Here is a 15,132-nt window from a genome sequence, read left to right on the forward strand (position 1 = left end):
GCGCGTGATACGATGCACAGCACATAAGACCACAATCGCAAATTGAACAGCCGGTAAAGGGCTGCGCCGAAGCACATATTTATCCGCCTAGAACCTGAAGCAAGCGCCCCACAATGCTTGCGGATGCGTTAACCCGGGAATATACCGCCGCGTGATGACAAACACCGACCCCTTCCCCGTTTTCCCCCATCGCCACCTGCTTGGCATCAAAGGCCTTTTGCCTTCTGACATCGAGACCCTCCTCGATCGCGCCGACGCGGCGGTTTCGCTGTCGCGTCAGTCGGAAAAGAAGCGCTCCGTGTTGCGCGGACGCACCCAGATCAACCTGTTCTTCGAAGCCTCCACCCGCACGCAGTCGTCCTTCGAACTGGCCGGCAAGCGTTTGGGTGCAGACGTGATGAACATGTCGGTCGCCAGCTCCTCCACCAAGAAGGGCGAGACGCTGCTCGACACGGCGACGACGCTGAACGCCATGCGACCGGATATTCTGGTGATCCGCCATTCCGCCGCCGGTGCCGCAGCCCTGCTCGCGCAGAAGGTTGGCTGCTCGGTGGTCAACGCCGGCGACGGAGCGCACGAGCATCCGACGCAGGCGCTGCTGGACGCGCTGACGATCCGCCGCGCGAAGGGCGCCATCGCCGGCCTGACCGTCGCGATCTGCGGTGACGTGCTGCACTCCCGCGTCGCCCGCTCCAACATCATCCTGCTGAATGCGCTCGGCGCACGCGTCCGCGTGATTGCGCCCTCGACGCTGATGCCTTCCGGCGTCAGTCAGATGAGCGTCGAGCCCTTCACCTCGATGGAAGAGGGCCTCAAAGGCGCTGACGTCGTGATGATGCTCCGACTTCAGCGCGAGAGAATGTCGGGCAGCTACGTGCCGTCCGTGCGCGAATACTTCCGCTTCTTCGGCCTCGACTCCGAACGACTGAAGCTCGCCAAGGAAGACGCGCTGGTCATGCACCCGGGTCCGATGAACCGTGGCGTAGAGATCGCCTCCGACGTGGCCGACGGTCCGCAGAGCGTTATCCAGGAACAGGTTGAGATGGGTGTCGCCGTCCGCATGGCGGTGCTGGAAGCACTGCTCGATCCCCGTCAGGCAGGAGAGACCGCATGACGGCTACAGTCTTTACCAATGCACGGATCGTCGATCCGTCCCGTCAGCTGGATGCCGTCGGCACGGTGATCGTCGAGAACGGCGTCATCCTCGCGGCCGGTCCCGAAGCGCTCAACCAGGGCACGCCTGCCGGCGCGGAAGTCATCGATGCGACCGGCAAGGTCATCCTGCCCGGCCTCGTCGACGCCCGCGTCTTCAGCGGCGAGCCGGGCGCCGAGCACCGCGAAACCATCGCTTCGGCAAGTCGTGCGGCTGCTGCAGGCGGCGTGACGTCCTTCATCATGATGCCCGATACGCACCCGGTCATTGATGATGTGGCGCTGGTCGAATTTGTCCGACGCACCGCGACGGCGACCGCCTGCGTCAACGTTTTCCCGGCCGCTGCGATCACCAAGGGCCTTGAAGGGGCAGAACTCAGCGAATTCGGCCTGCTGCGCGATGCGGGAGCCGTGATGCTGACGGAAGGTCGCCACACGATCGCCAGCAACACGGTGATGCGCCGCGCGCTCACCTATGCGCGCGACATGGGGCTCGTGATCTCCCACTCCACGCAGGACAAGGAGCTTGGCTCCGGCGTCATGAACGAGGGCTTGCTCGCAAGCTGGCTCGGCCTGCCGGGCATCCCGCGCGAAGCGGAAGCCATTCCGCTGATGCGCGACCTGATGCTCGCCCGCCTCACCCGCTCCCGCTATCACGCGGCAGAGCTTTCGAATGGAATGTCAGCCGACGCCATTGCTCGCGCGAAGGATGAGGGTCTGGCTGTAACTGCCGGTATCAGCATCAATAATCTCTGCCTAAACGAGAATGATGTTGGCGAATACCGCACCTTCTTCCGTCTCTCGCCGCCACTCCGATCCGAGGATGATCGGGTTGCTATGGTCGAGGCGCTGAAGAACGGTACGCTCGACATCATCGTCTCCTCGCATGACCCGCAGGACGTGGACACCAAGCGTCAGCCCTTCTCGGAAGCTGCCGTGGGTGCAATCGGCCTTGAGACCATGTTGGCTGCCGCCCTTCGCCTGTATCACTCCGGCGACGTGCCGCTGCTGCGTCTGGTAGAGGTGCTCTCCACCAACCCGGCCAAGATTTTCGGTCTTCCTGGCGGAACGCTGAAGCCCGGGGCAGTTGCCGACCTCATTTTGGTGGATCTTGATGCGCCATGGCTCGTCCGCAAGGGCGATATTCGCTCGCTTTCGAAGAACACGACGTTTGAGGATGCGCGAATGCAGGGACGGGTCTTGCAAACTATGGTTGCAGGATCCATTGTGTATTCAGCTTAGGGGCGAGGGAAATCATGATTGAGACAGCAGGCTGGGAAGCTTCGCTGCCGTTCATGGCAGCCGCACTGCTGTGCGGCTACCTGATCGGGTCGATACCCTTCGGGCTCATCCTGACGCGGATGGCCGGCCTGGGCGACGTGCGCAAGATCGGCTCGGGCAATATCGGTGCGACAAACGTCCTGCGCACGGGCAACAAGAAGCTCGCGGCGCTGACGCTCCTGCTGGATGCGCTGAAGGGCACGGCTGCCGTTCTGATCGCCGGTCGATTCGGTGAGCAGTACGGCCTGATCGCCGGACTCGGCGCCTTCCTCGGCCACATCGCTCCGGTGTGGCTGGGCTTCAGGGGCGGCAAGGGTGTCGCAACCTACCTCGGCATCCTGCTCGCTGCTGCCTGGCAGGGTGCTCTGGTGTTTGCTCTTGCCTGGCTCGCGACGGCCTTCATCACGCGCTTTTCCTCGCTCTCAGCGCTGGTGGCTGCTGTCTGCGTACCGCTCGCGCTCCTGGCGCTGGGGCTCAAGCTGCCGGCACTGCTGTTTGCTGCCCTCAGCATCATGATCTTCATCAAGCATCGCGCCAATATATCGCGTCTCCTCGCGGGGACAGAGACGCGGATCGGCGCCAAAGGCTAGGAGAACCGGGCATGGAGGCGCAGACGCAAAGCCGGAGCCTCCTGTCCGAACGCCAGAAACGCAGCTGGCTTCGTCTTCTGCGAACCGACAATGTCGGGCCGGCAAGTTTCCGCTCGCTGATCAACCGCTACGGCAGCGCTGACGCCGCCCTTGAAGCATTGCCGGAACTCGCCGCCCGCGGTGGCCGCGACAAGGTGCAGCTGGCGTCCTGGAACGAGATCGATGCCGAACTGGAAGTGGCCGAACGCATGCGCGCGCGGTTCATCGCCATCGGTGAAGCCGACTATCCACCCCTCCTCGCGCGCATCGACAATCCCCCGCCTCTGATCGCGATCAGGGGTCGGGCTGAACTGTTGCAAACGCCCGCCTGCGCTATTGTCGGCGCCCGCAACGCCTCTATCACGGGCGTGAAATTTGCCCAGAAAATGGCGCGGGAGCTCTCAGGCGCAGGCCTCCTCATCGTGTCCGGTCTCGCACGCGGTATAGATACAGCAGCCCATCGGGGCAGCCTGGAGAACGGCACCGTAGCAGTGTTGGCCGGCGGCTTGGATCAACCCTATCCACCGGAAAATCACTCTCTTTATGAAGAGATCGCGGTCCGCGGCGTTGTACTCACCGAGATGCCGTTCGGCTGGGTGCCCCGCGCGATCGATTTTCCACGTCGCAACCGCATCGTCGCGGGCATTTGCTACGGGCTGCTGGTGGTCGAGGCCGCGGAGCGGTCCGGCTCGCTGATCAGCGCCCGCCTCGCCAACGAGATGGGCCGCCTCGTATTCGCCGTGCCCGGCTTCCCCCTCGATCCGCGCGCGGGCGGCACCAACCGCCTCCTCAAGGAAGGCGCAACACTCGTCACAAAGGCGGAAGACATCATCGAGGCGATCTCGCCCCTGCTCGGCCGAACAATAAGTGTGTCTAGCGTTGAGGAGCCGGCAGACCTTGCATCCGCTCCGATGCCGGACGATACCGAGCGCAGCCTGGTGATTGACGCGCTTGGCTCAACCCCCGTTCTGATCGATGATATCATCCGCCACACGGGCCTGCAGGCCTCGCAGGTGGCCCTCGTCCTGCTTGAACTCGACCTCGCTGGCCGCATCGAACGTCATTCGGGCGGCTTCGTCTCACTCCTGCTCGACGTCTGAACGCTATTTTCGCCCTGGGCCTGTTCCCGCATCAGGTCGCTCGCCTCCACATAGGCCATCTCGATGAGATAGGAGAGCATATCCGCCCGGTCGCCGTGCGCCAGCACTCTCAGTTCTCGTAGCATCGCGCAGATATAGTCGAGAGTCTCCGTACCTCGCCCAGGCGGCGAGGCGTTCCCATCCTTTGACTTTGGCATCCCCTATCCCTCGCACCGAGGCGAATGCGCGACAATCACAACCTTGGATCTCGACGCTTTCGCCAGCTGATCAGCAAGGACTAGAAGCCGCCGGAAATATAAGCCAATAATGCCGAATATTTTGCCGGCTCGGCTTAGAGAAACATCATCGTCTGCATTGTGAAAAACATCGCGGGTCTTGACCGCGATCAAAAGCACAGCCATTTGACCTAGTCACCAGAGCTTTCGCTCGCTTCGAAATTGGCGGTGCCAACACCACGGCACCGGAGAAGGTATTGTCCGTCAATGGATGTTGTCATCGTCGAATCGCCTGCCAAGGCGAAAACAATCAACAAATATCTTGGATCGGGCTACAAGGTCCTGGCCTCCTTCGGCCATGTCCGCGACCTTCCCGCCAAAGACGGATCCGTGAGGCCGGATGAAGACTTCTCCATGTCCTGGGAGGTCGACGGCGCGTCTGCGAAGCGGCTCGCCGACATCGCCAAGGCCGTGAAGGACGCCGACGGCGTCATTCTCGCAACCGACCCGGATCGCGAAGGTGAAGCCATTTCCTGGCACGTGCTCGACGTGCTGAAGCAAAAGCGGGTCCTGAAGGACAAGAAGGTCAGCCGCGTCGTCTTCAACGCCATCACCAAGAAGGCCGTGCTCGACGCGATGGCCAATCCGCGTGACATCGACGTACCGCTGGTGGACGCCTACCTCGCCCGCCGCGCGCTGGACTATCTCGTCGGCTTCAATCTTTCGCCCGTTCTGTGGCGCAAGCTTCCCGGCGCGCGTTCGGCAGGCCGCGTGCAATCGGTGGCGCTGCGACTCGTCTCGGATCGCGAAGCTGAGATCGAGCGCTTTGTCCGCGAAGATTACTGGCAGATCGCCGCCACGCTGCAGACGCCGCGCAACGACAGTTTCGAGGCTCGCCTGACGGAGTTCGAAGGCCGCAAGCTGCAGAAGCTCGACATCAAGAGCGCCGAGCAGGCCGAAGACATCAAGTCCATGCTCGATGGCGCGTCCTATCGCGTGCTGTCGGTCGAGGCCAAGCCTACCCGCCGCAATCCGTGGCCACCGTTCACCACCTCGACGCTGCAGCAGGCGGCATCTTCGCGGCTCGGATTCGGGGCCTCGCGCACCATGCAGGTCGCGCAGAAGCTCTACGAAGGCGTGGACATTGGCGGCGAGACGACCGGTCTCATCACCTATATGCGTACCGACGGCGTGCAGATGGCGCCCGAGGCGATCGAGCAGGCACGATCGGCTATCGCCAAGACCTTTGGTGACAAGTACCTGCCGGAAAAGCCGCGCTTCTATTCCACCAAGGCCAAGAACGCCCAGGAAGCCCACGAAGCCGTTCGCCCGACCGACTTTTCCCGCACACCTGCCGAGGTCCGCAAGTACCTCGACGCCGATCAGGCACGCCTCTACGAGATGATCTGGAAGCGTGCGATTTCGAGCCAGATGGAACCCGCCGAGATCGAACGCACCACCGTCGAGATCGAGGCAAAGGGTGGCGGTCGCGTTGCAGGCCTGCGTGCCATTGGCTCGGTCGTCCGGTTTGACGGCTTCCTCGCTGCCTATGCGGAAGTGAAGGATGACGACGCGGAGGATGACGACGATCGCCGCCTGCCAGTCATCAACGCCAACGAGCAGGTTCAGCGCGAGTCGATCCAGGTCACTGCACACACGACCGAACCGCCGCCGCGTTACACGGAAGCAAGCCTCATCAAGAAGCTTGAAGAGCTCGGCATCGGCCGGCCGTCCACCTATGCGGCGATCCTGAAGACGCTGGAAGACCGCGACTACATCACCAACGAACGCCGCCGGCTCATCCCGCAGGCGCGCGGACGCATTGTCACGACATTCCTCGAGAACTTCTTCCGCCGCTACGTCGAGTACGATTTCACCGCCGGTCTCGAAGAAAAGCTCGACCAGATTTCGGACGGCAAGCTTTCCTGGAAGGACGTGCTGCGCGACTTCTGGCGCGATTTTTCGGGTGCAGTTGACGACATCAAGGAACTGCGTGTCACCGATGTCATCGACGTGATGAACAACGAACTCGCGCCCCTCATCTTCCCGGCGCGCGAGGATGGCGGCGACCCGCGCATCTGCCCGAAGTGCGGCACCGGCAACCTGTCGCTGAAGCTCGGCCGTTACGGCGCTTTTGTCGGCTGCTCCAACTACCCGGAGTGCGGCTTTACACGGCAGTTCGGTGAAACGGGTGAAGCCAACGGCTCGGACGCGCTTGCCGACGGCAACAAGGTGCTCGGCACCGATCCGCAGACCGGCGAGGAAATCACGCTGCGCAGCGGTCGCTTTGGTCCCTACATCCAGCGTGGTGAAGGCAAGGAAGCCAAGCGCGCGGGCCTGCCCAAGGGCTGGACGCCCGACTCGATCGACCTGGAGAAGGCGCTATCGCTGCTGTCGCTCCCCCGCGACGTGGGCATCCATCCCGAAACCGGCAAGATGATCTCGGCCGGCATTGGCCGCTACGGCCCCTTCCTGCTCCACGATGGCGGCTACGCCAATCTGGAAAGCGTCGAGGAAGTTTTCACGGTGGGCATCAACCGCGCCGTCACCGTCATCGCTGAGAAGAAGAGCCGAGGCCCGGGTGCACGCTCCAAGCCTGCAGCGCTGAAGGAGCTCGGGGAACATCCGGACGGCGGCGCCATTACAGTACGCGACGGCCGCTTTGGTCCTTACGTGAACCACGGCAAGGTCAATGCGACGCTACCCAAGGGCACGGATCCGCAGAGCCTGACACTGGAACAGGCAATCGAGCTGATCAACGCCAAGGCTGGCAGCTCAAAGTCTGCGCCCAAGAAGGCCGCAGCAAAGAAGGCTCCAGCCAAGAAGGCTGCGGCCAAGACTACAGCTACCAAGACGACAGCTACCAAGACGAAGGCTGCCGCCACGAAATCGAAGAAGACAGGGAGTTAGGTCTTTGGTCAGCAGGGTTACGAAGCGCTCCGCGAAGAAGGCAGCCACGCCGGGTGCGGACGGAGCGTACCTCCCCTCGAAAGAGGACGTCCTGCGCTACATCACCGAAAACCCCGACCGTTCCGGTAAGCGTGAGCTCGCCAAGGCCTTCAACATCAAGGGCGAACACCGCATCTGGCTGAAGGACATTCTTGCCGAACTCAAGTCGGAAGGCGCAATCAGCGTGCGCGGCAAGAAGAACATCCGCGCCGGTCACCTTCCGCCCGTTGTCATGCTCGACATCTTCTCGCGCGATGCGGAAGGTGCGCTCATCGCGCGCCCGTCCGAAGAGGACGAGGAACTGGAGGGGCCTGTTCCTCTCGTTTCCATCCGTGTCCAGAAAGGCGCGCGCGCAACCGCCGGCGTCGGCGACCGCGTGCTCGCCCGCGTGCACCTGAACGAGGGCGACAGCGGACCTGCCTATGTCGGCCGCATCATGAAGGTGTTCGAGAAGCGCAAGAAGGCGGTTCTCGGCGTGTTGCGCGAACGACGCGACGGCACCTTGCGCATCGAACCCGTCGATCGCCGACAGGAAGAACTGACCGTTGATCGCGACTATGCGAACGGTGCCAAGAACGGCGATCTTGTGGAAGTCATTCCGCTCCGCGTTGGCCGCTATGGATTGCCGAAAGCCAAGGTCGTTGAGGTCGTTGGATCGCTAACCTCGGAAAAGGCGGTCTCGATGATCGCCATCCATGCCCACGAGATCCCGCACATCTTCCCTGAAGACGTTCTGGCGGAAGCCGAAGCTGCCGAACCCGCCCAGCTCAAGGAAGGCCGTGAGGACTGGCGTAAGCTTCCGCTCATCACCATCGATCCAGCCGACGCCAAGGATCACGACGATGCGGTCTATGCCGAGCCGGATCCGGACCAGGAAAAAAATCCCGGGGGCGTGATCGTCACTGTGGCGATTGCCGACGTGGCCTATTACGTCCATCCCGGTTCAGCATTGGACCGTGAGGCGCTGAAGCGCGGCAACTCGGTCTATTTCCCGGACCGCGTCGTGCCTATGCTGCCCGAGCGCATCTCCAACAATCTTTGCTCGCTGCGTGAAGGCGAGAACCGCCCTGCCCTTGCCGTGCGCATGCGCTTTGCCTCTGACGGTCGTAAGCTCTCACACACGTTCCATCGCGTGATGATGCGGTCTGCGGCACGCCTCTCCTACACGGAGGCGCAGGAGGCGATCGACGGAAAGCCGCACGACAAGACCGGCCCGATCCTTGAACCCATCCTGAAGCCGCTCTGGGCCGCCTATGCGGTTCTTAAGCGGGGCCGCGAGGCGCGCGAGCCGCTGGAGCTCGACCTGCCGGAGCGCAAGATCGTGCTGAAGGAGGATGGGACCGTCGACCGGGTCTTCGTCCCGCCGCGGCTTGATGCGCACAAGCTCATCGAAGAGTTCATGATCCAGGCCAACGTGGCGGCCGCCGAAACGCTGGAAGCTGCCCGCCAGCCATTGATTTACCGCGTGCACGACGAACCGTCGCTCGCCAAGCAGGAATCGCTGCGCGAGTTCCTCGCTTCGCTCGGCATTTCGCTGGCGCATGGCGCGGCGCTGCGGCCTTCGCAGTTCAACCACATCCTTTCGCGCGTTTCCGGCACGGAACACGAGCAACTGGTGAACGAGGTTGTTCTGCGGTCGCAGAGCCAGGCCGTCTATTCGACCGACAATTTCGGGCATTTCGGCCTGCATCTGCGCCGCTACGCTCACTTCACCTCGCCTATCCGCCGTTATGCGGATCTGATCGTGCATCGTGCGCTTGTGACTGCCAGGGAGCTTGGGCCCTACGGCCTCAGTCGCGACGACGAGGCGCGCATGGAGGAAACGGCAGCTCTCATCTCGGCAGCCGAGCGCCGCGCCATGGCGGCTGAACGCGAGACCGTCGACCGTCTCATCGCCGAGCATCTTTCCAGCCGCACCGGCGAAGAGTTCACGGCAAAGATTTCCGGCATCGCCAAAGCCGGAATCTTCGTCCAGCTGCCTGATTTTGGCGCAGATGGCTTCATTCCGGTTTCAACTTTGGGCGAGGACTATTATATCTTCGACGAAGCGCGTCACGCGCTCGTTGGCCAGCGGACAGGACGCGGCTTTCAGCTCGGCAACACCGTGCAGGTTCGCCTCGTTGAGGTCCAGCCACTTGCCGGCGCCATGCGATTTGAGATGCTGAGCGAGCCGATCGGCCTGCCAGGATCGTCGAAATCCCTGCACAAGGCGAAGCGCGACGTTGGACGCGCCGCACGCCGGGGCAAGATGCCCGAACGCAGGGGCAGGAGAAAATAATGGAAGAACACGTCTTTGGCGGTGCTGCCAAGTCGTCCAAGCTACCGGCACGGCCCATTTTCGAGGCAATGAAGCGCGGTTTTCTGGGCCGCTGCCCACATTGCGGCAAGGGCAAGCTGTTCCGGGCCTTTCTGAAGGTCAATGATCACTGCGCCGCGTGCGGTGAGGAATATCACCACCATCGCGCCGACGACCTGCCGGCCTATCTGGTGATCGTCATCGTGGGTCATATAGCCGTCGGCGGGGTGCTGAGCTTCGAACGGATGACGAACTGGTCGTCCTGGACCCATCTGGCGATCTGGATCCCGATAACAATCCTGATGGCAATAGCACTGATCAATCCGATCAAGGGCTCTGTCGTCGGCCTCCAATGGGCGCTGCGCATGCATGGTTTCGGCGACAGGCATGAAGAATTCGAGAAGGCTTACGGGGATCAGTAGCCCCGCTAACATTGGGGCTCTACGAGCCTAAAAAAGAATCGGCAGGGAGGGCGAATATGGAAGGCATGACGCGGGCGCAGCTTGACGAAACCGAGAGGAAGGACCTCGCCAAGGCCACTGTCCTTCGACCGCGCGATGCCGCCACGCTCATCCTCCTCGACCGGAACGTTGACAGGATCAAGGTCCTGATGGGACGCCGGCACAGCAAGCATGTGTTCATGGCCGGTCGCTTTGTCTTTCCAGGCGGCAGGACCGATCCAACCGATGGACGGATACCGGTGGCCGCCCCCCTTCATCCCGCCGAGTTCAAGAAGCTGCAGGTCGGTCGGATGACCGAATCACGCGTTCGCGCAGTCGCAATGTCAGCCGTGCGAGAGACCTACGAGGAAGCCGGCCTGCTGATTGGCCACAAAGGCGCCTTCAACGCGCCAAACCCGAGCTGGCAGGGATTTGCTGAGAATGGCGTACAGCCAGCGCTCGACGCGCTGCGTTACGTCGGCCGCGCGATCACGCCCACCGGACGCGTTCGCCGCTTCGACACCCGCTTCTTTGCCGTCTGGCGGGAGGCTGTGGCCATGGCCGCGCCCGACGGTCCTCCTACCGATGAGCTTGAAGAGCAGGTCTGGCTACCCATCGAGGATGCCAAGCAGCTTGAAATCCCGCCTATCACCCGCACGATTCTGACGGACCTCGAAGAGAGACTCGCGATTGACCCGGAACTGCGGCCGGGAGCACTGCCCGTCCCCTTCTATTACATGCGCAACAACCGCTTTAAACGCGAGCTTGTCTGAACTTTAGCCACAACCTTACGCAGAACATGCGAACCCGCCGACAATCGCTTGACTTTTTCCCGGTGATCGTTATGTCTCTGCCAACAATTTCGGCGCCTTGGGTTTTCCCAGCCGGCCCATCGTTATCAATAGAACATATGGACGAATGATATGGCGAAGGCCACGACCATCAAGATCAAGCTTCTGTCGACGGCCGACACCGGCTATTTCTACGTCACCAAGAAGAACAGCCGCACGATGACCGAGAAGATGACGGTTCGTAAGTACGATCCGGTCGCTCGCAAGCACGTTGATTTCAAGGAAGCCAAGATCAAGTAAGATCTTCGCTTTGCTTCTTGGATGCGGCGCCCTTGAGGCGCCGTTTTTCGTTAGAGCAACTCCAGGAAAAGTGGGAAGCGGTTTTCCCTCCGCAATTGCGTAAAACAATGGCTTGGATGGGCGGCTGAGCCTCTCGCGTGGCTGAGGTCTGAGTAACTCGAGGAAGAGAGAACCGGGTCTTCCGTCCACCTACTGCCGCTCCGTCCGCGAGCCGACATATGTGGGTGTTGCCCGGGCCGACACCCCAAACATTCTTACTTCGAAGCCTCTTAACAGATCGAACGGCAGTGCGTCTCTGGTAGCCGCAAGACACGCACCAGCGCTCTCTGCCCGCTCAGCTATCAGCAGCCGTCCCTCTAACCGAATGGGACCGTGGTCTTGACGTCGAACTAACCTCCCGCATTCTGGCCCTGGTGCCAGCACTATACGCCCACCAAGCCTCCGCAGTCGTACACCACGCGCAACCCCGAGAGGCCGGTGTAGCGTTCACTACCTCGGGCTAGCTCCAACTACCTGCCATCTGCCGACATCCAGCTGCCGTCTCGTCGTGGCTGAAGCCAACGACGCCACGCTTGCGCTGGCCGTGAGGCGCTCCCCCGCAGATGCGAGGCGGGCTTCCTTGTGGCCGGAAACGGGAAGTAACAAGCCGGCATTCTTGCGCCTGTGCCAGCACCATGCGCCTCAGGCCTCCGAAGTCGTACACCACGCGCAACCCCGAGAGGCAGGTGTAGCGTTCACTGCCTCGGGCTCGCTCCAACTAACTGCCATCTGCCGATATCCAGTTGCCGTCTTGTCGTGGCTGAAGCCAACGAAGCCTCACCTGCCCTGACCGTTATACGCCGTCAGTGATCGCGATGCGGCCAATCGAGGGCTCCTTGTGGCGGTGCCGGAAACGGGAAATGCCAAGCCGCCATTCTGCCTGCGGCGCGAGCATTATGCGCCCACCAGCCTCCGCAGCCGTGCCAGTCTGGCCGAGAACGGCAGTGCACTCATCGTTGCGCGGCGCACGCGACAGACACTGGATTGCACCGCCGGATTTCAGTTCCCCACTCCAACAGAGCATGCGAATAGCTAGACGCTGCGCTCAGCAGGCGATGCGCGCCCTACGCGCGATCCCTCCCATGGCTGAAACGGACGAGGCTGGACTGTGGAATTGGCACGCAGGGCAAGAAAATGGCCGGACGGCATTCTGGCAGTGGCACGAGGAATCCACTTTAACGCCAGAGCCGACCGGCCTACCCCAACAGCTCAGGAGATGCGGCAACCTGAGTAGAAGGGTGTTCGCACAACCTTGCGTAAGCTATTTCTACTACTGGTTGTATAATGCATCATAGCTCGCCTGAGATCAATAGGAAGAATCGGCGGACAAGGAATTTGTTGCGGCGGAGCTCTTTGCTGCAGGTCTGAAGCACCGTAGTGCTGGGGCCCCTCGCCTCCTTGTGATCGAGGAATGAAAGTCTTCACTCGGGCATCGAGTACCCTGCGTCCGAAGCAGTCTCGGAAATTCGCGCGGTTCCACACGCAATCTTCACGCAAGCCTGCGGATGTTACCTAGACGATGATGCAACGCCTCTTCGCCGGTGTTAAACGGGCTCAAGGCAAACCGACTGAAAACAATCGAACACCGAGCTGTTGCCGCCCCGCGCCAGTCACGCTGCAGGGGCGACCACCCGATTGCGGCCCTGCGCCTTTGCCTTGTAGAGCGCGACATCAGCGCGTTTCAACATCTCTTCGGGGCTGTCCTCGAAGGGTTTCACGCCCGAAATACCGACGCTGGCGGTCACCTGCAGGCTCTTGCCGCCATCAAGCGAGAAAGGCCTGTCGGCGATCTGGCCGCGGATGCGCTCGCCCACCTTGAAAGCGTCGGCGAGCTCCGTATCGGGCATGACCACGATGAATTCCTCGCCGCCGAAACGGCAGATCAGATCCTTGCCGCGCAGATTGCGCTGCAGTCTCAGGGCCAGCTCCTGAAGCACCTGATCGCCAGCCGCATGGCCGAGCTGATCGTTGATCCACTTGAAGCGGTCTACGTCGATGATCATGAGCGAAAGCGGCCGCTTGCGGGCCTGCGCGCGATGGAACTGGCTCTGCAGGTGACTGTCGAGATATCGCCGGTTGTAGACGCCCGTGAGCGGGTCCGTGATCGCCATTTCGACTGTGCGCGCAACGCTCGACCGCAACCGGTCATTGTAGCTCTTGCGCCGGATCTGGGTGCGGATGCGCGCAATGAGCTCCATCTGCACGACGGGCCGCAGCACATAGTCGTGGGCGGCAAGTTCCAGGCCGCGCAGCACGTAACGCTCTTCACCCGGGCTGGCGATCAGGATGATCGGTATCGAACGCGTCCGCTCAAGCGCATGGAGCTGCGCGCAAAGGCGCAGCGGATCGAATTCGCTGCTGCCGGTCGCGACCAGAATGCATTCATAGCCGCCTTCGATCGCCCGCAGCAACGCGTCCTGTGCCTCCACCGCGATATCGACCACGAACTCGCCCGACAGCATGCCGAGTACCGCATCGCGAGAGGGCTGATTGGCGTCGACCAGCAGGATCGGCGGGCTGTCCTGGGTGCCGGAGCTCCTGGCGTGCAACAGCTCGGCAATGTCCATGTCATTGGTCGTTTCGGCGCGCAGGCGCAGCTCGTCCGTCAAAGCCTTCAGACGCGTCAGTGTTCGCACACGGGTCAGCAGTTGCACGTCATTCACGGGCTTCACCAGAAAATCGTCGGCGCCAGCCTCTAGGCCCATGACGCGATGCTCTGTCTGGTCCAGGGCTGTGACCATGACGACAGGCACATGCTCGGTCTTCGGATTGCCTTTCAGGATGCGGCACACTTCAAAACCGTCCATGCCGGGCATCATGATGTCCAGCAGAACGAGATCGATCTTGCCGTCCTCGCAGATTTCGATGGCTTCCGGACCCGAACGCGCCGTGACGACATCGTAGTATTCTGCTGAAAGCCGCGCTTCCAGAAGCTTGACGTTGGCCGCGACGTCATCGACCACAAGTATACGAGCGGTCATTCCTCCCAAGCCCCCCCGGTGCTTGCCCACCAATGCCGCTGATCAGGCATCTCCTAAGTAGGATTTGATGGTCTGTATGAAAGTCGTGACAGATATCGGTTTCGAGATATACGCCTCGCATCCACCCTGACGGATGCGTTCTTCATCGCCCTTCATGGCGAAGGCGGTTACAGCGATAACCGGAATTGACCGCAATGTCTCGTCTTCTTTCAGCCATTTGGTGACTTCCAGACCGGACACCTCCGGCAGCTGAATATCCATCAGGATCAGGTCGGGCATGTGTTCCCGAGCAAGATCAAGCGCCTTCAACCCGTTGCGCGTACGAACGGTCTCGTATCCGTTAGCTTCAATCAGGTCGCGGAAGAGCTTCATGTTGAGCTCGTTGTCCTCGACAATCATAACCTTCTTGGGCATTGCACTCCCCGTCGGCGTCCCACGCAGATCAAGTGGAACCACTGGCTACAGGTATCGACGCATTGGCATCTACGCTGTCACCCCCGATAATGCCATGGCGCATCCACCGTTAACAAACGGACAACGTTCCGAACCACTGCCGGAGAATGCAGGCGGATCTTGTGGTTTTCAGGACATATGCCTATCAAATCCTTTCCAATCACAGAAATCTGGTGGTCGACATGGATCGGGAACAGGCAGAAAACATCGCCATCAGCGCGCTGGCGTACATCGCGGGAAGCGAAGAGCTCCTGCCCCGGTTCCTGGGCATTTCAGGGATAAGCGCCTCGGAGATCCGCCAGGCGGCCCAATCGCCCGGGTTCCTTGCCGGCGTCCTGCAGTTCATTCTCGCGCATGAGCCTACCCTCCTCGACTTCTGCAGCGCGGCCGATCTGCGACCGAACATGGTGAGCGCCGCCGCGCGAAGCCTGCCGTTTGGCGACGAGCAGTGGGACTACCAGCCGTAAGCGCCTCCATGCGCCTTGGCCGGGGATGTCAGCATTCTC

14 protein-coding genes are annotated in these 15,132 nt (G+C 61.7%); 10 read left to right on the forward strand and 4 right to left on the reverse strand.

The genetic code is table 11. From position 1 onward, the window contains the following. The first annotated feature begins 154 nt into the window (after positions 1-154). Genes IEX27_RS02455 through dprA form a run of 4 tightly spaced genes read left to right on the forward strand, consistent with a single transcriptional unit; the run spans position 155 to position 4,162 of the window. Positions 155-1,114, forward strand: a complete 960-nt coding sequence (locus IEX27_RS02455; protein ID WP_188719334.1) for an aspartate carbamoyltransferase catalytic subunit — start codon at positions 155-157, stop codon at positions 1,112-1,114. Next, positions 1,111-2,394: a dihydroorotase gene (locus IEX27_RS02460; RefSeq protein WP_188719335.1), complete on the forward strand. Its 1,284-nt coding sequence runs from the start codon at positions 1,111-1,113 to the stop codon at positions 2,392-2,394. Before IEX27_RS02455 ends, IEX27_RS02460 begins: the two co-directional genes overlap by 4 nt. 14 nt (positions 2,395-2,408) lie before the next feature. Further along, entirely contained in the window at positions 2,409-3,023 is a 615-nt protein-coding gene (gene plsY / locus IEX27_RS02465; RefSeq protein ID WP_244630190.1) for a glycerol-3-phosphate 1-O-acyltransferase PlsY, read from the forward strand. An 11-nt stretch (positions 3,024-3,034) separates the two neighbouring features. Continuing rightward, positions 3,035-4,162, forward strand: coding sequence for a DNA-processing protein DprA (gene dprA / locus IEX27_RS02470; protein ID WP_188719336.1), 1,128 nt, complete (start codon positions 3,035-3,037; stop codon positions 4,160-4,162). Here the strand turns inward: dprA and IEX27_RS02475 are convergent. Beyond that, positions 4,123-4,359: a hypothetical protein gene (locus tag IEX27_RS02475; RefSeq protein ID WP_188719337.1), complete on the reverse strand. Its 237-nt coding sequence runs from the start codon at positions 4,357-4,359 to the stop codon at positions 4,123-4,125. The genes dprA and IEX27_RS02475 overlap by 40 nt on opposite strands. 285 nt (positions 4,360-4,644) lie before the next feature. Here IEX27_RS02475 and topA point away from each other — a divergent pair, with 285 nt between their 5' ends. The 5 genes from topA to rpmG all read left to right on the forward strand — a co-directional run bounded on the left by topA (position 4,645) and on the right by rpmG (position 11,153). After that, a complete protein-coding gene (gene topA / locus IEX27_RS02480; RefSeq protein ID WP_188719338.1) occupies positions 4,645-7,287 on the forward strand; it encodes a type I DNA topoisomerase in 2,643 nt (880 codons plus the stop codon). Positions 7,288-7,291: 4 nt separating this feature from the next. Further along, entirely contained in the window at positions 7,292-9,604 is a 2,313-nt protein-coding gene (rnr, locus tag IEX27_RS02485; RefSeq protein WP_188719339.1) for a ribonuclease R, read from the forward strand. Continuing rightward, the gene (locus IEX27_RS02490) at positions 9,604-10,044 is read left to right on the forward strand and encodes a DUF983 domain-containing protein (RefSeq protein WP_188719340.1); all 441 of its coding nucleotides are present in this window, start codon (positions 9,604-9,606) and stop codon (positions 10,042-10,044) included. The genes rnr and IEX27_RS02490 overlap by 1 nt, the downstream gene beginning before the upstream one ends. Positions 10,045-10,100: 56 nt before the next feature. Then, a complete protein-coding gene (locus IEX27_RS02495; RefSeq protein ID WP_188719341.1) occupies positions 10,101-10,835 on the forward strand; it encodes an NUDIX hydrolase in 735 nt (244 codons plus the stop codon). A 150-nt stretch (positions 10,836-10,985) separates the two neighbouring features. Next, positions 10,986-11,153 carry a 50S ribosomal protein L33 gene (gene rpmG / locus IEX27_RS02500; RefSeq protein ID WP_188719342.1) on the forward strand — a complete coding sequence of 56 codons (168 nt, stop codon included), beginning with the start codon at positions 10,986-10,988 and terminating at the stop codon, positions 11,151-11,153. Between the two features lie 832 nt (positions 11,154-11,985). On the opposite strand, the gene IEX27_RS02505 is transcribed toward rpmG, so the two are convergent. From IEX27_RS02505 to IEX27_RS02515, 3 genes are all read right to left on the reverse strand, one after another. Then, the gene (locus IEX27_RS02505; protein WP_188719343.1) at positions 11,986-12,216 is read right to left on the reverse strand and encodes a hypothetical protein; all 231 of its coding nucleotides are present in this window, start codon (positions 12,214-12,216) and stop codon (positions 11,986-11,988) included. A gap of 586 nt (positions 12,217-12,802) precedes the next feature. Further along, positions 12,803-14,173: a PleD family two-component system response regulator gene (locus tag IEX27_RS02510; RefSeq protein ID WP_188719344.1), complete on the reverse strand. Its 1,371-nt coding sequence runs from the start codon at positions 14,171-14,173 to the stop codon at positions 12,803-12,805. Between the two features lie 42 nt (positions 14,174-14,215). Beyond that, entirely contained in the window at positions 14,216-14,587 is a 372-nt protein-coding gene (locus IEX27_RS02515; RefSeq protein ID WP_188719345.1) for a response regulator, read from the reverse strand. Between the two features lie 221 nt (positions 14,588-14,808). On the opposite strand from IEX27_RS02515, the gene IEX27_RS02520 reads away from it, so the two are divergent. Continuing rightward, positions 14,809-15,093: a DUF3572 domain-containing protein gene (locus tag IEX27_RS02520; protein ID WP_188719346.1), complete on the forward strand. Its 285-nt coding sequence runs from the start codon at positions 14,809-14,811 to the stop codon at positions 15,091-15,093. The last annotated feature ends 39 nt before the right edge of the window (positions 15,094-15,132 follow it).

The sequence above is a fragment of the Nitratireductor aestuarii genome (genome assembly GCF_014641695.1).
GTDB classification, from domain to species: Bacteria; Pseudomonadota; Alphaproteobacteria; order Rhizobiales; family Rhizobiaceae; genus Chelativorans; species Chelativorans aestuarii.